Source organism: Modestobacter italicus (genome assembly GCF_000306785.1).
Classification (GTDB): Bacteria; Actinomycetota; Actinomycetes; order Mycobacteriales; family Geodermatophilaceae; genus Modestobacter; species Modestobacter italicus.
Genome location: NC_017955.1, coordinates 2,280,613 through 2,307,234, shown reverse-complemented (window position 1 = coordinate 2,307,234; position 26,622 = coordinate 2,280,613). Strand labels below are relative to the sequence as shown.

27 protein-coding genes are annotated in these 26,622 nt (G+C 76.1%); 16 read left to right on the top strand and 11 right to left on the bottom strand.

Going from position 1 to position 26,622, the window contains the following annotated elements; genetic code table 11:
• The first annotated feature begins 137 nt into the window (after positions 1 to 137).
• Positions 138 to 779, top strand: a complete 642-nt coding sequence (locus MODMU_RS11305; RefSeq protein WP_014740371.1) for a transmembrane-type terpene cyclase — start codon at positions 138 to 140, stop codon at positions 777 to 779.
• 16 nt (positions 780 to 795) lie between these two features.
• On the opposite strand, the gene MODMU_RS11300 is transcribed toward MODMU_RS11305, so the two are convergent.
• Entirely contained in the window at positions 796 to 1,404 is a 609-nt protein-coding gene (locus MODMU_RS11300; RefSeq protein WP_014740370.1) for a TetR/AcrR family transcriptional regulator, read from the bottom strand.
• Between the two features lie 62 nt (positions 1,405 to 1,466).
• Here MODMU_RS11300 and MODMU_RS30030 point away from each other — a divergent pair, with 62 nt between their 5' ends.
• A complete protein-coding gene (locus MODMU_RS30030; RefSeq protein WP_014740369.1) occupies positions 1,467 to 3,866 on the top strand; it encodes an MFS transporter in 2,400 nt (799 codons plus the stop codon).
• 19 nt (positions 3,867 to 3,885) lie between these two features.
• On the opposite strand, the gene MODMU_RS11290 is transcribed toward MODMU_RS30030, so the two are convergent.
• The gene (locus MODMU_RS11290) at positions 3,886 to 4,479 is read right to left on the bottom strand and encodes a hypothetical protein (RefSeq protein ID WP_014740368.1); all 594 of its coding nucleotides are present in this window, start codon (positions 4,477 to 4,479) and stop codon (positions 3,886 to 3,888) included.
• Positions 4,480 to 4,708: 229 nt separating this feature from the next.
• Here MODMU_RS11290 and MODMU_RS11285 point away from each other — a divergent pair, with 229 nt between their 5' ends.
• From MODMU_RS11285 to MODMU_RS11260, 6 genes are read left to right on the top strand one after another with little or no spacing between them, the layout of a single operon-like run.
• Positions 4,709 to 5,236: a sigma-70 family RNA polymerase sigma factor gene (locus MODMU_RS11285; RefSeq protein ID WP_014740367.1), complete on the top strand. Its 528-nt coding sequence runs from the start codon at positions 4,709 to 4,711 to the stop codon at positions 5,234 to 5,236.
• The gene (locus MODMU_RS11280) at positions 5,220 to 6,314 is read left to right on the top strand and encodes a hypothetical protein (protein WP_014740366.1); all 1,095 of its coding nucleotides are present in this window, start codon (positions 5,220 to 5,222) and stop codon (positions 6,312 to 6,314) included. Before MODMU_RS11285 ends, MODMU_RS11280 begins: the two co-directional genes overlap by 17 nt.
• A 2-nt stretch (positions 6,315 to 6,316) precedes the next feature.
• Entirely contained in the window at positions 6,317 to 7,318 is a 1,002-nt protein-coding gene (locus MODMU_RS11275; RefSeq protein WP_014740365.1) for an ABC transporter ATP-binding protein, read from the top strand.
• On the top strand, positions 7,315 to 8,169 hold the full coding sequence (locus MODMU_RS11270; protein WP_014740364.1) for an ABC transporter permease: 855 nt from the start codon (positions 7,315 to 7,317) through the stop codon (positions 8,167 to 8,169). The genes MODMU_RS11275 and MODMU_RS11270 overlap by 4 nt, the downstream gene beginning before the upstream one ends.
• A gap of 48 nt (positions 8,170 to 8,217) precedes the next feature.
• Positions 8,218 to 8,802, top strand: a complete 585-nt coding sequence (locus tag MODMU_RS11265; protein ID WP_014740363.1) for a hypothetical protein — start codon at positions 8,218 to 8,220, stop codon at positions 8,800 to 8,802.
• Positions 8,803 to 8,840: 38 nt separating this feature from the next.
• Complete coding sequence (locus MODMU_RS11260; protein WP_014740362.1) at positions 8,841 to 9,662, top strand: enoyl-CoA hydratase/isomerase family protein; 822 nt, start codon at positions 8,841 to 8,843, stop codon at positions 9,660 to 9,662.
• 4 nt (positions 9,663 to 9,666) lie between these two features.
• Here the strand turns inward: MODMU_RS11260 and MODMU_RS11255 are convergent, their stop codons facing one another.
• Genes MODMU_RS11255 through MODMU_RS11245 form a run of 3 tightly spaced genes read right to left on the bottom strand, consistent with a single transcriptional unit; the run spans position 9,667 to position 11,258 of the window.
• Complete coding sequence (locus tag MODMU_RS11255) at positions 9,667 to 10,044, bottom strand: DUF4267 domain-containing protein (protein ID WP_014740361.1); 378 nt, start codon at positions 10,042 to 10,044, stop codon at positions 9,667 to 9,669.
• Positions 10,045 to 10,050: 6 nt separating this feature from the next.
• Complete coding sequence (locus tag MODMU_RS11250; RefSeq protein ID WP_014740360.1) at positions 10,051 to 10,623, bottom strand: hypothetical protein; 573 nt, start codon at positions 10,621 to 10,623, stop codon at positions 10,051 to 10,053.
• Positions 10,620 to 11,258 carry a class I SAM-dependent methyltransferase gene (locus MODMU_RS11245; protein ID WP_014740359.1) on the bottom strand — a complete coding sequence of 213 codons (639 nt, stop codon included), beginning with the start codon at positions 11,256 to 11,258 and terminating at the stop codon, positions 10,620 to 10,622. The genes MODMU_RS11250 and MODMU_RS11245 overlap by 4 nt, the downstream gene beginning before the upstream one ends.
• A 90-nt stretch (positions 11,259 to 11,348) precedes the next feature.
• Between MODMU_RS11245 and MODMU_RS26970 the strand changes: the two genes are divergently transcribed.
• The gene (locus MODMU_RS26970) at positions 11,349 to 12,317 is read left to right on the top strand and encodes a DUF6625 family protein (RefSeq protein ID WP_051143971.1); all 969 of its coding nucleotides are present in this window, start codon (positions 11,349 to 11,351) and stop codon (positions 12,315 to 12,317) included.
• The gene (locus MODMU_RS11235; RefSeq protein ID WP_014740357.1) at positions 12,314 to 13,777 is read left to right on the top strand and encodes a protein adenylyltransferase SelO; all 1,464 of its coding nucleotides are present in this window, start codon (positions 12,314 to 12,316) and stop codon (positions 13,775 to 13,777) included. Before MODMU_RS26970 ends, MODMU_RS11235 begins: the two co-directional genes overlap by 4 nt.
• Before the next feature lie 3 nt (positions 13,778 to 13,780).
• On the opposite strand, the gene MODMU_RS11230 is transcribed toward MODMU_RS11235, so the two are convergent.
• The 3 genes from MODMU_RS11230 to MODMU_RS11220 form a co-directional block, all read right to left on the bottom strand.
• Positions 13,781 to 14,599, bottom strand: coding sequence for an alpha/beta hydrolase (locus MODMU_RS11230; protein WP_014740356.1), 819 nt, complete (start codon positions 14,597 to 14,599; stop codon positions 13,781 to 13,783).
• Between the two features lie 25 nt (positions 14,600 to 14,624).
• The gene (locus MODMU_RS11225) at positions 14,625 to 15,503 is read right to left on the bottom strand and encodes an LLM class flavin-dependent oxidoreductase (RefSeq protein ID WP_014740355.1); all 879 of its coding nucleotides are present in this window, start codon (positions 15,501 to 15,503) and stop codon (positions 14,625 to 14,627) included.
• Positions 15,504 to 15,584: 81 nt separating this feature from the next.
• Positions 15,585 to 16,853, bottom strand: a complete 1,269-nt coding sequence (locus MODMU_RS11220; RefSeq protein WP_014740354.1) for an aldose epimerase family protein — start codon at positions 16,851 to 16,853, stop codon at positions 15,585 to 15,587.
• A gap of 264 nt (positions 16,854 to 17,117) precedes the next feature.
• On the opposite strand from MODMU_RS11220, the gene MODMU_RS11215 reads away from it, so the two are divergent.
• Positions 17,118 to 18,005, top strand: a complete 888-nt coding sequence (locus MODMU_RS11215; protein ID WP_014740353.1) for a sensor domain-containing diguanylate cyclase — start codon at positions 17,118 to 17,120, stop codon at positions 18,003 to 18,005.
• Between the two features lie 3 nt (positions 18,006 to 18,008).
• On the opposite strand, the gene MODMU_RS11210 is transcribed toward MODMU_RS11215, so the two are convergent.
• Positions 18,009 to 18,836, bottom strand: coding sequence for an alpha/beta hydrolase (locus MODMU_RS11210; protein WP_014740352.1), 828 nt, complete (start codon positions 18,834 to 18,836; stop codon positions 18,009 to 18,011).
• 120 nt (positions 18,837 to 18,956) lie between these two features.
• On the opposite strand from MODMU_RS11210, the gene MODMU_RS11205 reads away from it, so the two are divergent.
• The 3 genes from MODMU_RS11205 to MODMU_RS11195 are packed head-to-tail and all read left to right on the top strand — an operon-like array spanning position 18,957 to position 22,117.
• Complete coding sequence (locus MODMU_RS11205) at positions 18,957 to 19,553, top strand: TetR/AcrR family transcriptional regulator (RefSeq protein ID WP_014740351.1); 597 nt, start codon at positions 18,957 to 18,959, stop codon at positions 19,551 to 19,553.
• A 3-nt stretch (positions 19,554 to 19,556) separates the two neighbouring features.
• The gene (locus MODMU_RS11200; protein ID WP_014740350.1) at positions 19,557 to 21,737 is read left to right on the top strand and encodes an MMPL family transporter; all 2,181 of its coding nucleotides are present in this window, start codon (positions 19,557 to 19,559) and stop codon (positions 21,735 to 21,737) included.
• A gap of 38 nt (positions 21,738 to 21,775) precedes the next feature.
• Positions 21,776 to 22,117, top strand: coding sequence for a hypothetical protein (locus tag MODMU_RS11195; RefSeq protein ID WP_014740349.1), 342 nt, complete (start codon positions 21,776 to 21,778; stop codon positions 22,115 to 22,117).
• Here the strand turns inward: MODMU_RS11195 and MODMU_RS11190 are convergent.
• A complete protein-coding gene (locus tag MODMU_RS11190) occupies positions 22,081 to 23,322 on the bottom strand; it encodes an MFS transporter (RefSeq protein ID WP_014740348.1) in 1,242 nt (413 codons plus the stop codon). The genes MODMU_RS11195 and MODMU_RS11190 overlap by 37 nt on opposite strands.
• An 84-nt stretch (positions 23,323 to 23,406) precedes the next feature.
• Complete coding sequence (locus tag MODMU_RS11185; protein ID WP_014740347.1) at positions 23,407 to 24,369, bottom strand: LysR family transcriptional regulator; 963 nt, start codon at positions 24,367 to 24,369, stop codon at positions 23,407 to 23,409.
• Between the two features lie 106 nt (positions 24,370 to 24,475).
• Between MODMU_RS11185 and MODMU_RS11180 the strand changes: the two genes are divergently transcribed.
• Positions 24,476 to 25,471 (top strand): cyclase family protein, encoded by a 996-nt coding sequence (locus tag MODMU_RS11180; protein ID WP_014740346.1) that lies wholly within the window; start codon positions 24,476 to 24,478, stop codon positions 25,469 to 25,471.
• An 8-nt stretch (positions 25,472 to 25,479) separates the two neighbouring features.
• Positions 25,480 to 26,610, top strand: a complete 1,131-nt coding sequence (locus MODMU_RS11175) for an FAD-dependent oxidoreductase (protein WP_014740345.1) — start codon at positions 25,480 to 25,482, stop codon at positions 26,608 to 26,610.
• Positions 26,611 to 26,622: the final 12 nt, after the last annotated feature.

Genomic DNA, 26,622 nt, shown 5'->3' with positions numbered 1-26,622 from the left:
GGACTGAGGTGCTCGCGCGGCCGGCGCCGCTGGATTGTCGCGGCCGCTCCAGCCGGTGGGAAGGTGCTCCGCTGCGGGCGGACGGCTGCCACCCTGGGCGCTGTCCTGCAGCTGCGCACCGGCGCCCGGGAGGACCGATGACCACGTTCCTCACCGCACTCAGCGGCATCGCCTGGACCGTCGTCTACGTCGCGGCCATCCGCATCGGGTTCACGCAGCGGACGTACGCGCTGCCCGTGGCCGCCCTCGCGCTGAACCTCGCCTGGGAGTCGATCTACTCGGTCTGGGGGCTGGCCACCGAACCGGGCCTGCAGGCGTCGGTGAACCTGGCGTGGTTGCTGGCCGACCTCCTCATCGTGGCCACCTTCGTCCGGTACGGCCGCAGCGAGTTCCCGGGTCCCCTCCCCCGGAGCTGGTTCGTCGCGGGTTGTATCGGGCTCTTCGCCGCCGCCTACGCGGTGCAGTGGGCCTTCGTCGTCGAGTTCGGCTACGCGCAGGCCGCCCGGTACACCGCGTTCCTGCAGAACCTGCTGATGTCCGGGCTGTTCATCGCGATGTTCCTCGCGCGGCGGGGGCCACGGGGGCAGTCGATGACCATCGCGGTGGCGAAGTGCATCGGCACCGCCGCCCCCACGATCGTCTTCGGCATCGGCGAGCACTCGGCGTTCGTCCTGACGCTCGGTCTGCTCTGCCTCGTCCTCGACGTCGGTTACATCGGCCTCCTGGCGTGGTCGCGACGCCGTCCCGGTGCCCTGGTCACCGGCGCACGCCGTCCGTGACCGGGCCAGGCGCCGGTCAGCTCGCCGCGGCCCGGAGCAGGGCGCTGCCGGGGACGACGAGCCGGCGGACGTGCCGCTCGACGTCGTCCGGGCCGGGGTCGGGCGCACCGAAGTCGAGCGCGCCGATGGCGTAGAAGTCCGTGGTCGCGGTGACCGACTGCCAGCGCCAGGTCAGCTCGGCGGCGTCCAGATGCGGCAGCAGCGGGGCCAGGACGGCGCAGTACCGGCCGGCCATGGCGCGGATCGCGGCCGCGCCGTTGGCCTCCCACCGGGCCGGCGGCTGGTCGAAGATCCGGGTGAACACCCGGGCGGCGTACCGGCCCCGGCCCGCGCACCGGAGGGTCACGATCGGCCGCACCCAGCCGTCCACCAGCCCCTCGACGTCGGGGGCGTCGACCAGCGGCTGCAGGGACCGCTCCCGGTCGGCGACCACCTGGTCGACCACCCGGCGCTCCACCGCGGCGACGAGCGCTGCCTTGCCGCCGAAGTGGTAGCCGACCGCGGCGGCGTTGGCGACCCCGGCCAGCCGCAGCACGTCCCGCACCGAGGTGCCCGCCGGACCGTGCTGGGCCAGCAGCTCCTCCGCGGCGTCCAGCAGCCGGGAAGGGGTAGCGGTCTGCGTCACCGGACCTCCATGCTGGTGCCTGCCCTTGAGACGGGCGTATGAGACGAACGTCTGGAGTCAGCATGCCCCAGCGGACGACGCACCGGAGGCTCGGCGCGCTGCTGGCCGTGATGTGCGCAGCCCTGGCCCTGGTGATCGGCGCCGGCTCGTCGCTGGCGCTGGCCATGCCCGAGCTCGCCCGCTCGACCGGGGCCTCGCAGACCGAGCTGACCTGGGTGGTGAACGTCTACGCCCTGGTCTTCGCCGCGCTGCTGCTGCCGCTGGGCATCGCCGCGGACAAGTACGGCCGCCGCAGCGCGCTGCTGCTCGGGCTCGGCGTCTTCGCCGTGTGCAGCCTCGCCTCGGGGCTGGTCACCGACCCGACCCAGCTGATCGTGCTGCGGGCGCTGGCCGGGGCCGGGGCGGCGGCGGTCATGCCGGCGACCCTGTCGGTGCTGGTCGACGCCTACCCGCTGGAACGCCGGTCCTCGGCGATCGGGGTGTGGGCCGCGGTCTCCGGCGCGGGCGCGCTGCTCGGGCTGCTGATCGCCGGCGTGCTGCTGGAGTTCGCCTGGTGGGGCAGCGTCCAGATCGCCTTCGGGGTGCTGTCGGCCGTCGTCCTGGGGTTGTGCGTCGCGGTCGTCCCGCCGTCGGCGGACCCGCACCTGTCGCTGGACCCGGTCGGCGGCCTGCTGGCGCTGGTCGGCCTCGCCGGCGTGGTCTACGGGGTCATCGAGGGCCCCGAGCGCGGCTGGACCGACGGGCTCACCGTCACCGCGCTGGCCGGCGGGGTCGCGGTGCTGGTGGCGTTCGTGCTGGCCGAGCTGCGCAACCCGCACCCGATGCTGGACGTGCGGCTGTTCCGCTCCCCCGGGCTGTCGGCGGGCAGCGCCGTGGTCTTCCTGCAGTTCTTCGCCGCGTTCGGGCTGTTCTTCCTGGCCCCGCAGTGGCTGCAGTACGTGCACGGCCTCTCCCCGCTGCAGGCGGCGCTGTGGCTGGCACCGATGGCGCTGGGGATCGGCCCGACCGCCCAGGCCGCACCGGCGCTGCAGCGCCGCCTGGGCGCCCGGCCCGTCGCGGCGTGGGGCATGGCGCAGATGGCGGTGGGCCTCGCCCTGCTGGCCTGGCAGGCGGACGGCGGGGCGCCGCTGTGGCAGTTCGGGGTGGCGCTGTTCGTCTTCGGCATCGGCTTCGGGCTGGCGCTGACCCCGGGCACCACGCTCATCATCGACGGGCTCCCGGCCGACCGCCGCACCCTCGCCGCGGCGGTGAACGACGTGACCCGCGAGGTGGGCGGCGCGCTCGGTGGCGCGGTCGCGGCGAGCGTCCTGCTCACCGGCTACGGCGACCAGGTGCTCGGCGCGGTGTCCGGGCTGTCCGCCCCGGACGCCGTCCGGGCGGAGTCCGGCATCGCCCAGGCCCTCGGGGTGTCCGCCCGGCTGGGCCCCGAGGGCGCGGCCGTCGCCGCCGGCGCGCGGGACGCCTTCGCCACCGGCTACGCGACCGCGCTGCTCGTCGGCGCCGCCGTCCTGCTCACCGGCGCCGTGCTCTGCGCAGTGCTCAGCGCCCCGGCGGCCGCCGCCCGCCGCCGTGTCCTGGCGCGGCTGCGGACCGCGGCAGCAGGGCGCCCGGTCCAGGTGCCCTGGACCGTGCGCGTCGCGGTGACCGGCGTCCTGGCCCTCGGCGTCCTCGCCGGTGCGTGGCTGCTGCCGCAGGTGCTCCTCAGCCAGGACGACGACGGCGGCACCGCGACCGCCCTGGCGCAGGACCGGGCCGCCACGCGGACCAGCGACCCGGCGGACCTCCCGGCGCTGCCCGTCGAGGCCCCGGGGATGCTCTCCCGACTGCCCACCTCCCCGAGCCCCGAGGAGACGGTCCTGGCCGCGACCACCCCCGCCACCCCCCGCGACGAGGCCACCCCCCAGCGCCCGCCGACGGCGATCGCGCCCCCCGCGCCGCCCGCGCCCCCCGCGCCGACCACTGCAGCACCGAGCACGAGCGCCGCGCCGAGCACCAGCGCTGCCCCGAGCACCAGCGCCGCACCGAGCACCAGCACCGCGCCGAGCACGAGCGCAGCACCGACCACGAGCGCCGCCCCCAGCACCACCGCCGCGCCCACCACGAGCGCCGCTCCGACGACCAGCGCCGCTCCGACGACCAGCGCAGCCCCGAGCACCACCGCCGCACCCACCACGAGCGCCGCGCCGCCACCGCCGACGACCAGCGCGCCCCCGCCCAGCAGCAGCGCACCGCCCCCCGCGACGACGACCAGCGCTCCCCCACCGCCGCCCACGACGAGCGCACCCCCGACGACCAGCGCACCACCCACCACGACCAGCGCGCCGCCGCCCACCAGCAGCGAGCCCCCGCCGCCCAGCACCGAGCCCCCGCTGCCCAGCACCGAAGTCCCGGCGCCCAGCAGCGAGCCCCCGGCGACCACGACGCCGGCGAGCACGAGCCCGACCAGCGCGTCCCCGAGCTGAGGACGTGGCCGGGCTGCCGTCAGGAGGCGGCGCGTCCCGGCCGGCGGTCGGCCGGCTCCGCGCCCTGCGGCTCCCGGCCCATGAGCTCGGTGTAGGCGGCGGTGTGCAGCCGCAGCCCGAGGGCGGCCTCCTCGGCGTCCCGGGCGAGCAGGTCGTCGACGGCGGGCGCCTCGGCCGCGGCGTCGACGACCTCGGTCAGGTCGGCCAGCGTGGCCAGGTGCCGGTCGGCCCGGTCCAGGAGCTCCCGGGCGGCCGCCGTCGAGCCGACGAGCCGGCCCAGGGCGACGCGGAGCCGGCGCCCCTCGGCCTCCAGCCGGGGCAGCACGGTGGGCACGTCACCGAGGTGCGCGCCGGCCCGCTGCGCGAGGGCGACCCGCTCCCGGAGCAGCCGGTGGGCCCGGGACACCCGCAGCGCCCGGAGCGCGGCGGCCCGGTTCGGCGTGGCCCGCGGGCGGCACGCGCTGACCGCGAGCACGCCGTCGGTGACCAGGTCGGTGGCGGTGAGGACCAGCCGGCTGCGCAGCAGCCGGCGCAGCAGCAGCACCGCGGTGCCGACCAGGACCCCGGTGAGGAGGAGGCCGACGAGCGCGACGACGATCAGGAACTCGAGCATCCGGCGCTCCACGGGGTTCGGGGGTGGACCCCCGACTCTGCGCCCTCCCGGCGGCCGGATCAAGGTCGTCGGGGAGGACGGTGGACGCCGGGTGTCACATCCGGGACGGCGGCGGTGCTCTCTGGACATGGACCTGCAGCACGGACGGCCCGCGGCCGCGGCCGCGATGGAGCTGCCACGGCCCGGGTCGGTGACCGGACGTGCACCGGCGCGGGCGGGGAGGACGGTCGTGGCGGTGCGGGGTCGGGCGACGCAGGACGCCGTGCGGGCCGACCTGGCCGAGGTGTTCCGCCGCGACTACCAGCGGGTCGTCGGGGTGGCCGCCCGGGTGCTCGGCTCCCGGGACGAGGCCGAGGACGTCGCCCAGGAGGTCTTCCTGGCCTTCGGGCGGTCCGCCGTCCCGGCCGGTGAGGCGCCCGGCTGGCTGTCGGTCGCCGCGGCCCACACCGCGCTGAACCTCATCCGCTCGGGGCGCCGGCGCGCGTCCCGGGAGGAGACCGTCGCCGCGACCGCGGAGGTCGTCGCACCCGACGTCGCGGAGACCGTGCTGACCCGTGAGGACCGCAGCCGGGTGCGCGCCGCGCTCGCCGGGCTGCCCCGCACCCAGGCCGTGGCCCTCGTGCTGCGGCACAGCGGCCTGAGCTACGCCGAGGTGGCCGCGGCACTCGACCTGTCCCCCGGCAGCATCGGCACGACCGTCCGTCGTGCCGAGGCCGCCCTGCGCAAGGAGCTGATCCGTCATGCGTCATCCGACTGAGGGCGTGCTGCGCCGGCTGCTCGACGAGCCGGCCGGCGTCTCCGAGCCCGACCGGGCCCACGTCGCCGGCTGCCCGGTCTGCCTGGACGGCCTGGCCGCCGCCCGTCAGGACGCCGCCGTCGTCGACCGCGCCCTGCAGCCGGCCGGCCCGGCGACCGTCGACCTGCCCGCCGCCTGGCAGCGGCTGTCCGCCGCCCTCCCCGCGGCGACCCCCGACCGCTCCCCGGACCGGGCGCCCGCCCGCGCCCGGCGGGCCCGGGCGGTGCTCCGCCGTCCGGTCGTCGCCGCAGTGGCCTTCGCCGTGGTGCTGGCCGGCGCCGGCACCGCGGCCGCCAACGACTGGCTGCAGGTGTTCCGCACCGAGCAGGTGCAGCCGATCGGCCTGGACACCGCGGACCTGGTCGCCCTCCCCGACCTGAGCGCCTACGGCGACCTCGAGGTCACCGGCGGCGACGGCCCGCAGCAGGCCGCCGACGCGGCCGCCGCGGCGGCGCAGAGCGGGCTGGACGTCCCGGCGGTGGACACGCTGCCCCGCGGGGTCACCGGCGACCCCGAGTACCAGGTGGTCGGCGAGCTGAGCGCCACGTTCACCTTCGACGCCGACCGGGCCGCGCAGGCCACCGCCGCGAGCGGGGAGCCGGCGCCGCCGGCACCGGCCGGGCTCGACGGCAGCCAGGTCCGCCTGGTGGCCGGCCCCGGGGTCGCTGCGATCTGGGAGCAGTCCGCCGGGGTCCCGGCGCTCGTCGTGGGCCGGGCCGTGGCGCCGACCGCCTACAGCTCCGCCGGCGTCCCGTTCGAGACGATGCGGGACTACCTGCTCTCCCTGCCCGGGCTGCCGGACGACGTCGCGGCGCAGCTGCGCACCTTCGCCGCCGACGGGTCGACGCTGCCGCTGCCGGTGCCCGAGGACCGGGTCACCACCACCCCCGCCGAGGTCGACGGGGTGCCGGCCACCGTGCTGGAGACCCGGGACCAGGCGCTCGCCGCCGTGCTGTGGGTCTCCGACGGCGTGGTCACCGTCGTCGCCGGGTCGCTCGGACCGGACGAGGTGCTCGCGGTCGCCGAGGACCTCGGCTGACCGTGGCCACCGAACCCACGACCCTCGGCGAGGGCGACGTCCGCGCCGCAGCGGACCTGGTGGCCGGGCTGCCGCCGACGGCGGCGGTCTGGTGCACCGGGCTGCGCAAGCGGTACGGGCGGCACCAGGCCGTCGACGGGGTGTCCTTCCAGGTCGGCCGCGGCGAGGTGCTGGGGCTGCTCGGCCCGAACGGCGCCGGCAAGACGACCGTCATCAAGATGCTGCTGGGCCTGGTCCGCCCCGACGCCGGTGAGGTCATGCTGCTCGGGCGCCCGGCCGGTGACCCCCGCGCGCGGGTCCGGGTCGGCTACCTGCCCGAGCTGTTCCGCTACCAGCCGTGGCTGACCGCCACCGAGGTGCTGGCGCTGCACGTCCGGCTGGCCGGCCTCCGGGTGCCGGTGGCCGAGCAGCGGGAGTGCCTGGCGCTGGTGGGCCTGGCCGCGCACGCGGCCGAGCGCGCCGGTGACCGGGTGGGCGGGTTCTCCAAGGGCATGCAGCAGCGGCTGGGCCTCGCCGTCGCGCTCGTCGCCCGGCCGGAGTTCGTCGTCCTCGACGAGCCGACCAGCGCGCTGGACCCGCTGGGCCGGGTCGACGTCCGGGACCTGGTGCTCGCGCTCAAGGCCCGCGGGGTGGCGGTGCTGCTCAACTCGCACCTGATCGGGGAGGTCGAGCGGGTCTGCGACCGGGTGGTGATCCTGGACCGCGGCCGGGTCGCGGCCGCCGGCAGCCTCGCCGAGCTGCTCGGGCAGCGCGAGGTGCGGCTGGAGCTGACCGCGGTGCCGCCCGCGGCGCAGGACCGGCTGGCCGCCGCGGGGGTCGTCGACGCCGCCGGCGACTGGGTCACCGTCGCGCTGCCCGCCGACGACGACGGGACGGCGGTGCCCGACCTGGTCGCCGACCTGGTCGCGCTCGGCGTCCGGGTGCACGCGGTCGAGCCCGGGCGGATCAGCCTGGAGGAACGGCTGCTCGGCATCCTGCGCACCGGCGCCGAGGAGCCCCGGTGACCGCCCGGGTGGTGCTCACCATCGCCGGGCTCACGCTGCGGGAGGCCGCCCGGCGGCGGGTGCTGCGGGCGCTGGCGGTGCTCACCCTCGCCCTGCTCGGGCTCAGCGCCTGGGGGTTCTCCCGGCTCACCGCGACCAGCGACTTCGGCACGCTGACCAGCGGTGAGGCGCGGCTGGTCGCCTCCCAGCTGCTCAACCTGGTGATGTTCGGGCTCAGCCTGATCGCCGCGCTCGGCACGGCGTTCCTCGCCGGGCCGACGCTGTCCGGCGAGGTCGAGTCCGGCATCGCGCTGTCGGTGCTCGCCCGGCCGGTCCGCCGGTCGACGGTGCTGCTGGGCAAGTGGCTCGGGCTGGTCGCGTTCGGCGCCGGGTTCGTCGTGGTCGCCGGGCTGTCGCTGTGCCTCGTCGTCCGGCTGACCGTCGACTACTGGCCGCCGCAGCCGGCCGGCGCCCTGGCGCTGCTGGCCGCCCAGACGGTCGTGCTGCTCACGCTGGGGCTGCTGCTGTCCACCGTCATCTCGCCGATGGCCTCCGGCGTGGTCGCGGTGGGGCTGTTCGGGGCCACCTGGATCGCCGGCGTGGTCGGCGGCATCGGCGAGGCGCTGGGCAACGACGGGGTGGCCCGGGTGGGCACGATCTCCCGGGTGCTGCTGCCCACCGACGGGCTGTGGCGCGGGGCCATGCACGCCTTCCAGGACCCGTCGGTGCTGACCCAGCTGGGCCCGGCCTTCGACGGCTTCCCGTTCCTGAGCGAGGCCCCGCTCACCCCGGCCTACCTGGCCTGGGCCGCGCTGTGGACCGCCATGGTGTGGGGCCTGGCCGCGGTGGCCTTCCTCCGCCGCGACCTCTAGGGCGCGGCGGGGCGCGTGTGCGGCCGCCGGCGCGGGTAGCGCACCGGCATGAGCGGCAAGACGGCGGCGGACTACGCGGACGACTACACCGACCCGGAGCTGCGCGCCCGGCTCAAGGACGAGATCCGGGCCGGGGACCGGGGCGGCCGGCCCGGTCAGTGGAGCGCCCGGAAGAGCCAGCTGCTGACCCACGAGTACGAGGCGGCCGGCGGCGGTTACCGGCACGAGGGCGAGCGCACCGCGTCCCAGCAGCACCTCGCCGAGTGGACGAAGCAGGACTGGCACACCGCCGACGGCGGCACCGACGCCCGCGGCGACGGCGGCACGGAGCGCTACCTGCCCGACGCGGCCTGGCAGCTGCTGAGCGAGGAGGAGCAGCGGGCCACCGACCGCCAGAAGCGGCAGGGCGACACCCAGCACGTGCCCAACACCGCGGCGGCCCAGGAGGCGCGCCGCGCCGCCGAGCTGGTCGACGCCCCCGCGCCGGAGGCCCGCGAGAAGGTGCGGTCGATGCACGGGGAGGCGCAGCTCGACCGCGCCGAGCGGGCCGAGCGGGAGCTCGGGAAGGGGCGGAAGACCGTGCTGGCGGAGGTCGAGCGGCAGCGCGCGGCCGACGAGCAGGCCGACGGCTGAGGTCCTCGCCCGTCGTCCGGGAGGAGCAGGATGCCCAGATGACCAGTGACCGCTCCCCCGTCCGGCTCGAGCGCGACGGGGACGTCGCCGTGGTCGTGCTGGACCACCCGCCGCTCAACCTCTTCGACGAGGCGGTGTTCGCCGGGCTCGAGGACGTGGTGGCCCAGCTGGGTCGGCTGACCGGCCCGGGTGCGCCCGACCGGGCCCGCGCGGTGCTCGTCGAGGCCCGCGGGAAGGTGGTCTCCGGCGGGGTCGACGTCGCGCTGTTCGCCGACATCGCCGAGGGCGCGGACGCCGCCCAGCACGGCGCGGCGCTCTGGCGGCGGCTGCTGCGGATCACCCAGGCGGTCGAGGACCTGCCGGTCCCGACCGTGTTCGCCGCCCAGGGCCTCACCCTGACCGCGGCGTTCGAGCTCGCGCTGGCCTGCGACCTGCTGCTGGCCACCGAGCGGGCGTCCTTCGGCCTGGTGGAGCGGGTCGTCGGCCTCTCCCCCTCGATGGGCGGCCCGCAGCGGCTGGCCGAGCGCGCCGGCCCGGCGCGGGCCAAGGAGCTGGTCTACACCGGGAAGCGGTACCCGGCGGCCACCCTGGAGCGGTGGGACGTGGTCACCGAGGTGCTGCCCGAGGAGGGCTTCGCCGAGGCCGTCCGGAGCTACGTCCGCGACCTGGCCGCCGGCCCGACGCTGGCCCACGCGGTGACCAAGCGGCTGGTGACCACCGCCGTCCGGGACGGGGTGCGGGCCGCCGACGACCTCACCCCGGCGGTGTCCGGCGCGCTGTTCGCCACCGCCGACCTGCGCGGGGCGGTCGCGAGCTTCCTGCGGGACGGGCCGGGGAGGGCCACCTTCGACGGTCGCTGAGCGGTCAGCGCCGGTGCCAGCGCAGCGTGCCCACCGCCGTCGTGGCCAGCACGGCCAGCGAGAGGCCGGCGCTGCGCGGTGCGACGTCCCCGCCGCGGCGGGCCACCAGCACGGCGGCGGCGTCGAGCAGGGTGAGCAGCAGCGTCACCTCGGTGGTGCGGCGCGCCTGCGGCGTCGGGGTGGCCAGCAGCGCGGCGCCCATCGCGATGTTGCGGGCTGCGATCAGCCGGACCAGCAGCGGCAGCGCGCGGTCGGTCTGCGCCGCGGTGCCGTCGACCCCGAGGACGCCGGTGATCGCGCGGGGCGCGAACAGCGCCCCGGTGCCCAACCAGATCGACAGCGTCCCGATGCTCGTGCGGGTGTAGTCCCATTCGCCGGCCATGGCCGGTCACTGCCCGGCCGGGGCCGCGCTCAACCTGCCGCCGGCGGCGGTGAGGACCAGCACCAGGGCCAGGAACGGCAACGTCACCGCGCTGGCCACCAGGTCGCTGACGGTGGCGACGGTGAACGCCCCGACGCCGGGTGCGTCCAGCGGGCCGAGCACCCGGTGCAGGCCCAGGGCGGCGACCGAGGCCGGCACGGTCAGCAGCGCGGACACCGCCCCGCCGCAGACGACGCCGGCGAGCACCGCCGCCGGGGACGTGCGGACGGCGCGCCAGGCCAGACCCGTACCCCGGCGCAGCGCGCCGGCCGGCGCCGACCGCCCCGTCGCGGGCAGCTCGGCCAGCGCGCCGGTCACCCACAGCTGGGCGACCAGCGCGGTGGCGAACCCCAGCACGTCGACCGCGACGGCGGCCGCCACCCGCGGGTCGTCCCACACCAGCACCTGGCGCAGCACGTCGGGCACCGTGTTGACCAGGGTGGCCGCCAGCGAGGTCAGGAACGCCACCCGCGCGTGCCGGCGCAGCAGCTGCACCGCCGCACGCAGCACGCCGGGGACCGACCGCCCGGCGGCGCTCACGGCTTGGTCGCCACCAGGGCGGTCCAGCACCCCGCGAACCGGGTCTCCTGCCCGGTGACGGTGAGCCCGGCGGCGGAGCAGACGGCCGCGAGCCCGGCCGGGGTGGGCCGGTCGCCGTCGGTCGGGTGCCGGGAGACCGCGCGCAGCGGCCGGCTGTCCACGATCCGTGCGGTCATCTCGCAGGAGTACAGCCGCCCGCCGGGGCGCAGGACGCGCGCCGCCTCCCGGACGACGTCCCGCCAGGCCGGGGCGTGGTGCAGCACGTGGTAGCCGAACACCGCGTCGTAGGAGGCGTCCGCCGCGGTCAGCGCGGTCGCGTCACCGGCCTGCACCCCGACCCGGTCGCCGAGGTCGCGCACCGCCGTCGCGCAGGCCGCCACGCTCGCCGGGTGCAGCTCGACGCCCTCGACCCGGGCGGCGCCGAACAGCTCCACGGCGAGCCGGAGGCCGGTGCCGCGGCGGCCGGTGCCCAGCTCCAGGGCCTGGCCGCCGGCCACCGGGCCGCCCAGCCGGAGCAGCACCGGGGCCTCGAACCGCCGCTGCACCGCCGCGCGCGGGCGGGAGTCCACCCACAGCCGGTTGGCGTCGACGTAGGTCGGGGGCACGGTGGTCGGGCGCAGGGAGGGAGGGGGCACGACCGGGTGGTCCCCCCACCGGGGGCGGGCAAAACGGCCGCGCTGCCGGGCGGGTCCCGCGAGCGGCCGGCGGTCGCTACGGTCCGGCGGGTGGCCGGACCCTCGATCAGACTGGTCGTCCCCTACTTCGGGGCGCGGCCGTCGTACTTCCCGCTCGTCGTGCGCAGCATGGCGGCCAACCCCGACGTCGAGTGGCTGATGCTGACCGACGCGCCGGTGCCGGGGGCCTCGGCCAACCTGACCGTCCAGCGGTGGGAGCTGGCCGACCTGGTGGCGCGCTTCCAGCGGCACGTCGACGTCCCGCTGGCGGTCGAGGGCCCGTACAAGCTGTGCGACCTCCGGCCGGCGTTCGGCGAGGTCCTCGCCGACGAGCTGGCCGGCTGCGACTTCTGGGGGCACTGCGACCTCGACGTCGTGTTCGGCCGGATCCGCGACCACCTCCCACCCGAGGCCTTCTCCGCCGACAAGGTGCTCGTGCAGGGCAACTTCGCGCTCTACCGGAACACCCCCGCCGCCGCCGGCTGGTGGCGCCACGAGATCGACGGGGTCAGCCACCGCGACGTGCTGACCGACCCGGCGGCCCGGCACTTCGACGAGTGGGCGGGCATCTACCTCCTGCTGCGGGACCTGGGCGTGCCGATCTGGCAGGAGCAGACGATCTTCGACCTCTCCTTCGCGCGCTACCGGACCCGGGCGGAGCACCCGCCTGGGCGGGACCCCCGGCGCTACGCCTGGGAGGACGGTGAGGTCTGCGAGTACCGGCTCGAGCACGGGCAGGTCGTCCGGCGCACCGCGCTGCTGGTGCACCTGCAGAAGCGGGTGATGCGGGCGCCCTCGGCCGAGGTGCTCGCCGCGGACCGGTACTGGATCGACGCCAACGGCTTCGCCGTCCAGCGCGGGGTGTCGCCGTGGGCGGTCCGGGCCGCCCGGGTCCCGCGCGGCCCGGAGCTGGTCGGCCTCTACGTGCGCCGCGTGCAGCGGGCCGTCCGCCGCCGCGCGATGCGCCGGGCCCGCGAGCGGGCGCGGGGACGCGCGACGGCTCCTACCCTCGAGGGGTGACCGTCGCCCCGCACCTGAGCGTCCGCCTCGGCAACCGGTTCGCCCGCGAGCTCCCGGAGCTGACCGTCCCCTGGCAGGCCGACGAGGCCCCGGCGCCGCAGCTGCTGGTGCTCAACGAGCCGCTGGCCGGCGAGCTGGGCCTCGACCCGGCGCAGCTGCGCACCCCCGAGGGGGTCCGGCTGCTGCTGGGCAACGACGTCCCGGACGGCGCGACGCCGGTGGCCCAGGCCTACGCCGGGCACCAGTTCGGCGGGTTCGTCCCCCGCCTCGGCGACGGGCGCGCCCTGCTGCTCGGCGAGCTCGTCGACGCCGACGGCCGGCTCCGCGACCTGCACCTCAAGGGCTCCGGTCGCACCCCGTTCGCCCGCGGTGGCGACGGGCTGGCCGCGGTCGGGCCGATGCTGCGGGAGTACGTGGTCAGCGAGGCGATGCACGCCCTGGGCATCCCCACCACCCGCTCGCTCGCCGTGGTGGCGACCGGGCGCCCGGTGCGGCGGGAGACCCTGCTGCCCGGTGCGGTGCTCACCCGGGTCGCCAGCAGCCACCTGCGGGTCGGCAGCTTCCAGTACGCCCGGGCCACCGGGGACGTCGACCTGCTGCGCCGGCTGGCCGACCACGCCATCGCCCGGCACCACCCGGCCGCCGCCGATGCCGAGCGCCCGGCCCTGGCGCTGTTCGAGGCGGTGGTCACCGCCCAGGCCGAGCTGGTCGCCCGCTGGATGCTGGTCGGCTTCGTGCACGGCGTGATGAACACCGACAACATGACCATCTCCGGCGAGACCATCGACTTCGGCCCGTGCGCGTTCATGGAGGCCTACGACCCGGCGACGGTGTACAGCTCCATCGACACCGGCGGCCGCTACGCCTACGGCAACCAGCCGGTCGTGGCCGAGTGGGACCTCGCCCGGCTGGCCGAGGCGCTGCTGCCGCTGCTCGCCGACGAGCAGGAGCAGGCCGTCGAGCTCGCGGTGGCCGCCCTCGACGGGTTCCGCCCGCAGTACGGCGCGGCCTGGACGGCGGGCATGCGGGCCAAGCTCGGCCTGCCGGCGGGGCTGGACGACGGCGTCGTCGGCCCGCTGGTCGACGACCTGCTCACCCTGCTGCAGGCCGACCACGTCGACCTCACCTCGTTCTCCCGCGCCCTGGGCACGGCCGCCCGCGGCGACGCGGAGCCCGCGCGGCTGCTGTTCCTCGACCTCGCCGGCATCGACGGCTGGCTGGCCCGCTGGCGTGCCGTCGGCCCGGACGCCGAGGCGATGGACCGGGTCAACCCGGTCTACGTCCCGCGCAACCTGCTGGTCGAGGAGGCGCTCACCGCCGCGACGGCCGGCGACCTCGACCCGCTGCACCGGCTGCTGGACGCGGTGACCTCCCCGTACACCGAGCGCCCCGGCCTGGCCCGGTACGCCGCCCCCGCGCCGGGCGGCTCCGCCGCCTACCGGACCTTCTGCGGCACCTGAGGGTCAGCGACCCGTCAGCTCCGCCAGCTCGACGACCGCGGCCACGAGCGGGTCGCCGTCGGCCAGCACGGCGTCGTTGTGGTCCGCGCCGGGCACCTCGACCAGCCGGTGCAGCCGGCCGGCGGCGTCGGCGACCCGCCGGCTCTGCGCCGGGGGGACGATCGTGTCGCCGCTGCCGTAGACGACCGTCGTCGGCGCGGTCACCCCGGCGACCTGCTCCGCCACCGGGTACCGGTCCCGGAGCAGCGCCCGGACCGGCAGGAACGGGTAGTGCGCGCTGCCCACCGCCGCGAGGTCGACGAACGGCGAGCGGAGCACCAGGCCGGCCGGTGGGTGCTCGACGGCCAGCTCGGTGACCACGGCGCAGCCCAGGCTCTCGCCGAGGTAGAGCAGCCGGTCGGGGCGCACGCCGGCCTCGACCAGGGCGCTGCGGGCGGCGCGCACGTCGAGGGCGAGGCCCGCCTCGCTCGGGCTGCCCGGGTTGCCGCCGTAGCCGCGGTAGTCGAACAGCAGCACGCCCAGCCCGGCCGCCGACAGCGCCCGGGCCAGCGGTGCCCGCAGGGTGCGGGAGCCGCCGTTGCCGGGGGCGACCAGCACGGTCGCCGCGTCGGCGTGCGGGGCCGGCACCCACCAGGCACCCAGCCGGAGCCCGTCGTCGGTGGTCAGCCGGAGGTCGCGTGCGCCGGGCAGCGCGTCCGCGGCCGCCGGCACGGGACCGTCGTCCGGGAAGTAGACGAGGCGTCGCTGCACCGCCCAGAGCAGGCCCACGAGGACAGCCGACAGGACGAGGAGGACCACCGCCACCCGGGCCAGCTGCCGCACGGCCCCATCGTCCCGGGCGCGGGGCTCAGCCGCCGTGCGCCTGCGCCAGGAAGGGCAGCGCCGCCCGCGGCACCCCGCGGCCGTCGGGCCGCGGCCAGTGCACCCCGACCTCGTCGATGCCGGCCTCCGCCAGCCGGCCGACCGTGTCGGCGTACCGCTCGGCGCTCTCGAACGGCCAGGACGTCTCCAGCCCGAGCTGGGCGCTGCGCCGCAGCGCGGCCGGCTCCCGGCCCTCCTCGGCCAGCGCGTCGGTCAGCCGCGCGGACTGCTGGGCCACGGCGGCGAACCACTCCTCGGGTCCCACCTCCGCGCCGAAGGGGCCGTAGGTGACCCAGCGCTGGCCGTACCGGGCGGCCAGCCGGAGTGCCCGGGGCCCGGTGGCGGCGACGGTGAACGGCAGCCGGGGCTGCTGCACGCAGCCCGGGAGCTGGTGGGCGTCGACCGCGGTGTACCGCTCGCCGTGCACGGTCGTGACCGGCTCGCGGAGCAGCTGGTCCAGCAGGCCCAGCCACTCGGCGAAGCGGTCGGCGCGTTCCCGGCGGGACAGCGGCGGCTCCCCGAGCACCAGGGCGTCCGGGCCCTCGGTGCCCACGCCGACGCCCAGCTCCAGCCGGCCCCCGGTGAGCTGGTCGAGGGTCATCAGCTCCTTGGCGAAGGGGACCGGGTGCCGGAAGTTCGGCGAGGCGACCTGGGTGCCCAGCCGCACCCGGTCGGTCACCCCCGCCGCCGCGGCCAGCAGCGGGACGGCGCCGTACCAGGGCCGGTCGGCCAGCAGCGGCCAGGTGAGGTGGTCGTAGGTGGAGACCAGACGCACCCCGGCCTGCTCGGCCTCCTGCACCTCGGCGAGGAAGAGCGACACCGGGTGGCGGTCGGGCAGCACCAGCGCGGCCAGGGTGGGGGTCACCGGGCCATCCTGGCTCATGACCGAGGGGCCCCGGCCGTCGGGCGACGGTCGGGGCCCCTGGTCAGCAGGTCCTCCGGGAGGTCAGTCGGACAGGTCGAACACCGTGGTGCTGTCGTAGGTCTCCCCCGGGCGCAGCACGGTCGAGGGGAACTGCGGCTGGTTCGGGGAGTCCGGGAAGTGCTGGGTCTCCAGGGCCAGCCCGTCGCTCTGCCGGTACACCTGGCCGCCGGTCCCGACCAGCGTGCCGTCCAGGAAGTTGCCCGAGTAGAACTGGATGCCCGGCTCGGTGGTCTCGATCGACAGCGTCCGGCCGCTGTCCGGGTCGTGCAGCCGGGCCGCGGGCTCGAGCGCGTCCTCGCTGTCCGAGCCCTCCCGCGTCCCGTTGTCCACCCGGTCCAGCGCCCAGTTGTGGTCGTAGCCCTGGCCGTACAGCAGCTGCTGGTCGTCCTCCCGGATGCGCGCCCCGATCGCGGTCGGCTCGCGGAAGTCGAAGGGCGTGCCGGCGACCGGTGCGATCTCCCCGGTCGGGATCAGCTCCGCGTCGACCGGCGTGTAGCCGCTCGCGTTGAGCTGCAGCTCGTGGTCGTAGATGGTCCCCGACCCCTCGCCGGACAGGTTCCAGTAGGTGTGGTTGGTCAGGTTCACCACGGTCGGGGCGTCGGTCGTGGCCTCGTAGTGCACCGAGAGCCGCTCGTCGTCGTCGAGGGAGTAGGTGACGGTCGTGGTGAGCGTGCCGGGGAAGCCCTGGTCGCCGTCCGGGCTGACCAGCGTCAGCTCGAGGGCGGCCACGTCCTTGTCGCCGACCGGGGTGGCCGACCAGACCTTGGTGTCGAAGCCCGCCGTGCCGCCGTGCAGGGTGTTGTCGTTGTTGTTCTGCGGCAGCTGGTAGGTCTGGCCGTCCAGCTCGAACCTGCCGTTCGCGATCCGGTTGCCGTAGCGGCCGATGAGGGCGCCGAAGTAGGGGCCGGGGTTGTTGTTCTCGATGTAGCCGGCCAGGTCGGCGAACCCGAGGACGACGTTGTCCACCTCGCCGCGGGCGTCCGGGACCTCCAGCGACTGCACGATGCCGCCGTAGGTGAGCACCCGGACGGTCATGTCACCGTTGCTGAGCGTCCAGCGCTCCACCGCGGTCCCGTCGGGCGTGGTGCCGAAGGGCTCCACCGTCGTGCTCGCGTGGCCGCCGCCGGGGCCACCGCCCCAGTGGCCGTCGGTGGCCCCGGCGGGGGTGGCGGCGCTGCCGGCCAGCAGGCCGGCGCTGAGCGTGGCGACGAGCGGCCAGCGGCGCCGTCGTCTGCGGGGTGCGGCCGCGGCCGGCGGCAGGGCAGGGGGTGGTGCCAGACGTCCAGGCATGGGGGACTCCGTGTCCGTTGCGGTCCACCGGCGTCGTCGCGCGGTGGTCGGGGGCACGGCCGGTCCAGGGCGCCAGCAGGACCGGCAGGGTGTGCCCCCCGTGCAGTCCTAGAACGGACCCGACCGTAGGGAGGCCGTGAGAGCGGTGTCAATGGTGGTGCACAGCAACCGCACACGCTGCGCACAGAGGGCCAGCGGGACGTCACTCCAGGTGGCAGCCGAGCGCGGGTGATGGCGTCCGGGACCTGCGGTTAGGGTCGGGCGGTGATCCGGGCAGGCCGGGCCGAGCAGGAGCTGGCCGTGGAGGTGGTGCGCTCCACGCGCGCGCTGCTGTGCGTCGTCGACGGGGCGAACCGGCTGGTGCTGGTCAACCCGGCGATGGAGCAGTTCACCGGCCGGTCGGCCGACGAGCTCGTCGGCCGGCCCTTCTACGACGTCTACGTGGCGCCCGAGCACCGCGCGCTGGCCCTGGACGCGGTCGCCCGCTCCATGGCGACGGGCACCGCGTTCCCCCAGGAGGCCGACTGGCTGGCGGCGGGCGGGGTCCGCCGCCGGGTGTCGATGACCATCGACGTGCTGCACGACGACGCCGGCGCGCCGTGGGCGCTGGCCTGCCTGGGGCTCGACGTCACCGAGGAGCGCGAGCGCGAGGCGGCCCTGCGCCGGCGGGCGCACACCGACGTGCTCACCGGCCTGCCCAACCGCAGCGCCCTGTTCGACGCGCTCCACCAGCACCTCGACAGCGAGCGCGGCAGCGGCTGCGGGCTGCTGTTCTGCGACCTCGACGGGTTCAAGGCGGTCAACGACCGGCACGGGCACGCGGTGGGCGACCGGCTGCTGGCCGACGCGGCGGCCCGCCTGCAGTCGCTGGCCGGGCCGTCGGACCTGGTGGCCCGGCTGGGCGGTGACGAGTTCGTGGTCGTCTGCCCCGGCGGGGCGAGCGCGCGGCTGGGCATGCTCGCCGCGGAGGTCACCACCGCCTTCCGGCGCCCGTTCGCCAACCCGGCCGGCGAGCTCACCATCGGGGTGAGCATCGGCCACGCCGTGGGCGAGCCCGGGGAGGCACCGGACCGGCTGGTCGCCCGGGCCGACCACGCCATGTACGGCGCCAAGTCCCGGCGCCGGCGGCGCGACCCGCGCAGCCCCGGCTGACGCTCAGGCCCGGTGGGCGTCCAGCCAGGCGACCACGTCGTCGAACACCTGCTCCTGCTCGGGCTCGTTGTGCGGCTCGTGGAACAGCTCCGGGTAGACCGTGCGGGTGACGTCGGCCGAGCCGGCCGCGGCCGGGACCAGCTCGCTGCTCGCCGTCGGCACCAGCCGGTCGGCGCCGCCGTGGAGCACGAGCAGCGGCAGGGTCAGCGAGCTGAGCCGGGCCGGCATGGCCGTGGCCGCGGCCACCATCTCGGCGCCGGTGCGGGCGCGGACCTTCCCGGTGAAGGTGAGCGGGTCGGCGCGGTAGGCGGCCACCACCGCGGGGTCTCGGCTGATCGTCTCGGCGTCCAGCGTGAGCACGCCGAGGTGCGGCAGCAGCCGGGACAGCACCGGCGCCGCGACCCGGTGCGCCCGGGTGGCCGCGCCGGTGTCCAGCGCCGGGGCGGAGAGCACCGCGCCGCGGATCCGGTCGTCCGGGGTGCCGGTCAGGTACTGCAGGGCGATCAGCCCGCCGAGGCTGTGGCCGTAGACGAACAGCGGTGCGCCCGGGTGCCGCTCCGCCGCCAGCGTGACCAGCTCACCGACCCCCGCGACGGTGGCGGCCATGCTGCCGATGCCGCCGCGCACGCCGGGCGAGCGGCCGTGGCCGGGGTGGTCGACGGCGTAGCTGCTGTACCCGGCACGCTGCAGCCGCTCCGCGACGTGGCCGTAGCGCCCGCCGTGCTCGTGCAGCCCGTGCACCAGCACGACCACCCCGGCCGGGTCGTCGACAGTCCACCCGGCCCAGAACTGGCCCACGGGCAGCGTCCCCTCCGTCGTCGGCTCGCTCACCGCCCCAGTCTGCCGGTGACCTCCGGGACGGCGACCATCGACCGGTTGTGAGCAACGGCACCGACCGATCTGGTCGGGTCGCCGACCGGATCGGTCGGGAGCCGGGCTACCGTCGTCCTCGTGGCCCGCCCGTTCCGTCAGCAGATCGACGCGGGCATCCTCGACCGGGCGGCGGCCCTGTTCGCCCGGCACGGCTTCGAGCAGACCTCCGTGCAGGCGGTCGCCGACGCCGTCGGGCTGTCCAAGGCCGGCCTGCTGCACCACTTCCCCAGCAAGGACGCCCTGCACGAGGCCGTGCGCGCGCAGGTCGACACGCTGGGGGCCGGCGCGCTGGACCAGGTGCGCGACCTCCCGCCCGGCGCCGCGCGCGACCACCGGGCGATCGAGGTGCTCGTGGACACCGCGCTGGCGCACCCGGGCCTGGTCTCGTTCCTGCTCACGCCGGCGACCCAGGGGGTCGCGGTGGGCGAGGTGGACACCGACCCGGCGAGCTCCTGGGCCTTCGCCGCCTTCGACGTCGACCCGCGGACGGCGGAGCGGGAGCGCTGCGTCCGGGTCGCCGGCGCGCTGGTCGCCCTCGCCGTCCTCGCCCTCGGCGCCCGGCAGTCCGGCGAGGCCGCCGCCCTCCGGCCGCACATCATCGCCACCAGCTTCGACGCGCTCGGCCACCGGAGTCCCGGCGCTCCCCCGACCCGTTCCGACCAGGTGGAGGCCTGATCCATGGCTCTGTTGCTGTCCCGACTCGGGGCCTTCTCGGCCCGGCACCGCTGGGCCGTCGTGCTCGTCTGGCTGGCCGTGCTGGTCGGCGGCGGGGTCGGCGCGGCCACCCTGGCCGGCACCACCTCCAGCACCTTCTCCATCCCCGGTCAGGAGTCGACCACCGCGCTGCGGCTGATCGAGCAGGACTTCGGCGCCGGCGGTGACGGGGCCACCGCCCGGGTCGTCGTGCAGTCACCCGACGGCACGCCGCTGACGGGTGGGGAGAACGCGGCCGCCGTGCAGGGCCTGGTCACCGAGCTGGGCGGGCTGCCCGGCGTGGTGTCGGCGAGCGACCCGCTCGACCCGGCCGCCCCGGCGGTCAACGCCGACCAGACCACCGCCTACAGCACCGTCACCTACGACGCCCCGGTCGGCGGCGTCACCGTCGCCGAGCAGGACGCGCTGGTCGCCGCGGTCGACGACGTCCGCGGCAGCAGCGGGCTCACCGTCGAGATCGGCGGCGACGCGCTGAACGAGACCCCGTCGGTCGCCGGCGTCGGTGAGCTGGCCGGCGTCGTCGTCGCGCTGCTGGTGCTGGCCCTGACCTACGGCACGCTGGTCACCGCCGGCATGAACCTCCTGACCGCGGTCGTCGGGGTGGGCATCGGCGTCCTCGGGATCACCATCGCCACCGGCTTCCTGGACCTGTCCTCGACGACCTCCGCGCTGGCCGGGATGCTCGGCCTGGCCGTCGGCATCGACTACGGCCTGTTCATCGTCAGCCGGTTCCGGCAGGAGCTGCGCCGCGGCTCCGACGTGGGCACCGCGGTGTCGACCGCCGTCGGCACCGCCGGCTCGGCCGTGGTCACCGCGGGGCTGACCGTGGTCATCGCGCTGGTCGGGCTGGCCGTCGTCGGCATCCCGTTCCTGACCCAGATGGGCATCGCCGCGGCCGCGACCATCGTGGTGGCCGTGCTGGTCGCGCTCACGCTGGTGCCGGCCGTGCTCGGCCTGCTGGGCCGCCGCACCCTGCCCCGCAAGGAGCGCGCCGTTCGAGGCGTGACCCACCACGCGGCCGCCCGGCGCGGTTTCCTCGCCGGCTGGGTCACCACCGTCACCCGGCACCGGGTGCTCTCGCTGCTGCTGGCGGTCGTCGCCCTCGGCGCCGTCGCGGTGCCGTTCTTCTCGATGCGGACCACGCTGGTGCAGACCCAGCCCGAGGACAGCACCCAGGCCCGGGCCGAGCAGCTGCTCGCCGACGGCTTCGGCGAGGGCTTCAACGGCCCGCTCACCGTGCTGTTCCAGGGCGACGGCGCCGCCGAGGCCGCCACCGCGGCCAGCGGCCCGATCGCCGACCTCGCCGACGTGACCGCCGTCGCGCCGGCCATCCCCAACGCCGACGACAGCGCGGCACTGCTCACCGTCATCCCGGCGTCCGGGCCGACCAGCCAGGCCACCGAGCAGCTGGTGGCCGACCTGCGCGGCCAGCTGGCCGACCTCGACGGCGTGGACGCCTACGTCACCGGCTCCACCGCGGTCAGCGTCGACGTCTCCGAGTCCCTCGACGCGGCGCTGCCGGTGTACCTGGTGCTGGTCGTCGGGCTGGCGCTCGTGCTGCTGGTGCTGGTGTTCCGGTCGCTGCTGGTGCCGCTGGTCGGCGTGCTGGGCTTCCTGCTCACCATCGGCGCCTCGCTGGGGGCGACCGTCGCGGTGTTCCAGTGGGGCTGGCTGTCGGACCTGCTGGGCATCCCGAGCACCGGGCCGCTGATCAGCCTCACCCCGATCCTGGTGATCGGCATCCTGTTCGGGCTGGCGATGGACTACCAGATCTTCCTGGTCTCCCGGATGCACGAGGCGCACAGCCACGGCGCCTCGGCGATGGAGGCGATCCGCACCGGCTTCCGGCAGGCGGCCCCGGTCGTCGTCGCGGCGGCGCTGATCATGTTCGCCGTCTTCGCCGGGTTCTTCACCGGTGACGAGGCGACGATCAAGTCGATCGCGTTCGCCCTGGCCAGCGGCATCCTGTTCGACGCCTTCGTCGTCCGGATGGTGCTGGTGCCCGCCGCGCTCGCGCTGCTCGGCGAGCGGGCCTGGTGGCTGCCCCGCTGGCTGCGGTGGCTCCCCCGGCTCGACGTGGAGGGCGCCGCCCTGGAGCACGGGACCCCCGCCCGGACGACGGAGGACCCGGTCCCGGTCGGCTGACCCCGGCGCCCCGCGCGTGCGGGCGGCAGACTGCAGGCGTGACCTCGCCGCTGTCCGCCGGCTCCGCAGCGCGGGGCGTCGTCCGGCTGCTCAACACCTCGAACGGGCGGGCGCTCTGCCTGGCCGGCCAGGTCGACGAGGCCGTCGTCGCCGCCTTCGTGCAGCGCTACGGCCGCGAGCCGGCCCGGGTCGACCGGATCGAGGCCGGCTCGGTGACCTCGCTGTCCGAGCCGGCCCTCGACCTCGTGCTGGAGCACCTGGCCGCCGCCGAGCTCGCCGGCCGGCCCGTCATGGTGCTCCGCACACCGCTGGTCGAGCGGCTGCTGGCGACCGCCCGGGCGGCTCAGGCGCCGTGGGCGGGCGCCACGGCCCGGGCCTGACGCGAGGCCCGCACGACGCCCGCGGCGACGAGCGCCACGACGCCGAGCACCACGATCGCCGAGCCGAGCCCGCCGATCGCAGCGGAGAGCCCGAGCACCACCAGCGGGCAGACGAACTGGCCGAGGAAGACCGCGGCGGTCCACCAGCCGGTGCCCCGCCCGCGCTGCTCGAAGGTCAGCGACCCCAGCGCCCAGGTCAGCAGCGAGGGCAGCAGCAGGCCGTTGCCCAGACCGGTGACCACGGCGAACAGGACGATCACCGGGACGCTCGGCGCCAGACCCAGGCCGACCAACCCGATGCCGGACACCGCGAAGGCCAGCGGGACGGTGACCGCGGGCCCGCGGGCGGCGAGCCGGCTGAAGGAGGCGCCGCCGACCGCGGTGCCCAGCGAGGCGATCGCGCTCACCGCGCCGATGGCCCCGGTGGACTCCACGCCGACGTCGTCGAGCTTGAAGGAGAGCTCGACGATCAGCACGTAGAACACCAGGCCGCCGACCAGCGAGACCGCTACCGGGGCGGCCAGCCGGTGCCACGGCAGGGCCGGCAGGACGCCGGACGGCCGCTGCACCACCGGCTGCCAGATCAACCGCGCAGCGGCGACGGCCAGCGGCAGGCTGACCAGGTAGAGCCAGAACGGCGTCCGCCAGCTGTGCGAGCCGAGCGCCCCACCGAGGCCGAAGAACAGCGTCGCGGCGACCGTGGTGAACACGACCTGCAGGCCGAAGTAGCGCTCGCGCTGGGAGCCGTGGAAGTAGTCGGCGAGCAGCGTGGTGCAGCACGTCATGATCACGGCCTCGGTGAGGCCGACCAGCACCCGGCTGGCCACGATCAGCTGCAACGAGGGCAGCCACACCGGCGCGGTGCCGACGACGGCGTAGACGACCAGCGCGGCGACCAGCAGGCGCGTGCGGCCCACCCGGTCCAGCACCCGCCCGGCGAACGGCGCGGTCAGGCCGATGACCAGCGCCGGCGCGGTGAGCACGACCGGCGTCAGCGCCTCGACGCCGGCGGTGCCGGCGAAGGCGTCCTCGATGGCGGGGAGCACGGGTGCCAGCAGCACCGCCCCCAGCACCGCGAGGCAGCTGGCCAGCAGCAGCACCGCGGCCTGGGCGCGCCCGGCCGGGCGACCGGTCGCCGGGTCGACCGCGACCTCACCGGCCAGCGGCTCCTCGGCGAGCGGCTGGGGACTCACGACTTCCGACACGGGCGTCTCCGTTGACGAGGGCGCCGGTCCGGTGACCGGCATCACTGGAGCGGAAGTGTCAGCAGCAGGGGGGCGGAGCGGAAATCACTTCTCCTGAGGTGGGTCATCACCGAGGTCGATACCGGCCACCGCGGAGGTGCCCACCGCCAGCTCGGCCGCGCGCACGACGAGGTCGCGCAGCCAGCCGTGCTCCGGGTCGTCGTCGAACACCGGGTGCCACCACATCGCCTCGATCAGCGGGCCGACCTCGAACGGGCACGGCAGCGCCCGGACGCCGCTGTTCAGCGGGAGCAGGTCGATCAGCCGGCGCTGCAGCAGCGCGACCCGGTCGCTGCCGGCGATGAGCGCGGGCACGGTGAGGAAGTGCTCGTTCACCACCTGCACGTGGGGCTCGATGCCGAGCATCCGCATCTGCCGCGCCGCCGCGGTCGACGCCGTCTGCCCGTGGTAGGTCGCCACCCACGGCAGGGTCTCCAGGTGCTCGATGGTCAGGCCCTCGTCGACCAGCGGGTTGTCCGCGGAGAGCACGCAGACCCACTCGTCGCGGTAGAGGTCGCGGTGCGAGAGGTCGGTGATGAAGCCGCGCGGCAGCAGCATCACGTCGGCGGTCAGCAGCACCTGGTCGGCGCGCTCGACCATCGCCGGTGAGTGGGGGGTGAAGCGCAGCCGGGTGTGCGGCGCCTCCTCGGCCACCAGCTCGGCGATGGTGTCGCCGAGGATGGCGACCACGTAGTCGCTCACCAGCAGGGTGAACTCGCGGGTGGAGGAGCCGGGGTCGAACTCCGGCTGGGCGGTGAAGACCCGCTCCACCCCGGCCACCGCGATCCGGGCCAGCTCCTTGAGCTGGACCGCGAGCGGGGTCAGCCGGTACTCGTTGCCGACCCGGGTGAGCAGCTCGTCGCCGAAGTGCCGGCGCAGCCGGGCCAGGGACGCCGACAGCGCCGGCTGGGACAGCCCCATCTGCGCGGCGGCCCGGGTGACGCTGCGCTGCTGCAGCAGGGCGTCCAGGGAGACCAGCAGGTTCAGGTCCAGGCTGGCCAGGTTCACCGGCCCACCGTATCGACGACGGTGATGCCGGTCATCAGCCATTGCCTCTTCCCCCCTCGTCCGGAGTGGCCGACTGTGGTCCACGTCGCTTCGAGGAGGAACTGACGTGCCGCTGCAGGACGAGCTCGACCGCACCGACCCCGAGGGCGCCATCGCCGCCGCGGCGAAGCGCTGCTCCAACTGGGGCCGCTGGGGCGCCGACGACGTCCTCGGCACGCTGAACTTCCTCACCGAGGACAAGCGGGTCGAGGGCGCCCGGCTGGTCCGCCGCGGGGTGAGCTTCTCGCTGTCGCAGGCCTTCGACACCGACGGCCCGCAGAAGGGCTGGCGGCGGCGCACCAACCCGGTGCACACGATGACCGACACCGGCACCGACGCCGAGCGCGGCAACCAGGGCTTCCCGCACGGCATCGGCGGCGCTGATGACGTGATCGCGATGCCGCTGCAGTGCTCCACCCAGTGGGACGGCCTGGGCCACATCTTCGACCACGGCAACGCCTGGAACGGCCGCCGGGCCGGTGACGTCGTCACCAGCGAGGGCGACCTGGTCACCGGCATCCAGACCGCCGCCGCGCACATCACCGGCCGCGGCGTGCTGCTCGACGTCGGCCGGGCGATCGGCACCGACGGCGAGCTCCCCGACGGGTTCGCGATCACCGCCGAGCACCTCGAGGCGACCATCGCCGCGCAGGGCGGCTCGGCCCGGGTCGGCCGCGGCGACCTGCTGTGCGTGCGCACCGGCCGGCTGACCCGCGCCCGCCGCGACATCGCCGAGGGGCGCGGGTGGGGCGACTACGCCGGCGGGGCCTCCCCCGGGCTGTCGTTCACCACCGCCGACTGGCTGCACGGCAGCGAGATCGCCGGCATCGCCACCGACACCTGGGGCTTCGAGGTGCGGCCCAACGAGTTCGACGTCGCCTTCCAGCCGCTGCACCAGGTCGCCATCCCCAACATCGGCCTGTTCCTCGGCGAGATGTGGGACCTCGACGCCCTCGCCGCCGACTGCGCGGCCGACGGCGTCTGGGACTTCTTCCTCACCGCCGCCCCCCTGCCCGTGACCGGCGCCGTCGGCTCCCCGGTCAACCCGATCGCCGTCAAGTAGGAGTCGACATGCCCGCAGCGTCCTCAGTCCTGGTCGTCGGTGGTGGCCTGGCCGGCGCCGCCACCGCCATCCACCTCGCCGCCGGCGGCGTGGCCGTCGACCTGATCGAGATCAAGCCGGACGCCGCCGCGCTCGGCTCTGGCATCACCCTGCAGGGCAACGCCCTGCGGGAGTTGCGCAGCCTCGGCGTCTGGGAGCAGGCGCAGGCGGCCGGCTACCCGTTCGACGTCACCGGCATCCGGGCGCCCGACCCGAACGGGACCGTGGTCGCCGAGGTCCCGGACGCGAAGACCGGCGGCCCGGACCTGCCGGCAGCGATGGGCATGCCGCGGCCCGAGCTGGCCCGGATCCTGCTGGACCGGGCCACCGAGGTCGGTGTCAAGGTCCGGTTCGGCACGACGTTCACCGAGCTCACCCAGGACGACGACGGCGTCGACGTGACCTTCTCCGACGGCTCGACCGGGCGCTACGACGTCGTGGTCGGCGCCGACGGCATCCGGTCCTGGACCCGCCGGGCGCTGGGCATCAACCTGGAGACGCGCTCGGTCGGCATGGGCATCTGGCGCGCCTTCGGCCCCCGCCCGGCCAGCGTCACCCGCACCGACCTGTACTACGGCGGCCCGTCGTTCATCGCCGGCTACTGCCCCACCAGCGAGGACTCGCTCTACGCCTACATCGTCGAGCCGGCGCAGGACCGCAGCGGGCTGGGCCCCGACGAGCAGCTGGCCACCATGAAGCAGCTGTCGCAGGCCTACCACGGCCCGTGGGACGAGATCCGCGAGACGCTCACCGACCCGTCGCGGGTCAACTACACCTGGTTCGAGACCCACGTGCTCGAGGAGCCGTGGAACCGCGGCCGGGTCGTGCTGATCGGCGACGCCGCGCACACCTGCCCGCCGACCATCGCCCAGGGCGGGGCGATGGCCCTCGAGGACGCCGTCGTCCTGGCCGAGCTGCTGACCGAACGGCAGACGCTCGACCAGGAGCTGTGGAACGACTTCACCGCGCGCCGGTACCAGCGCGCGAAGACCGTCGTCGACGCGTCCAACCAGCTCGCCCAGTGGCAGATCGACCACGTCCAAGGCGACATCCCCGGCCTCATGAGGTCGATCGCCATGCTCACCAGCCAGCCCGCGTAGGAGACGAGGAAC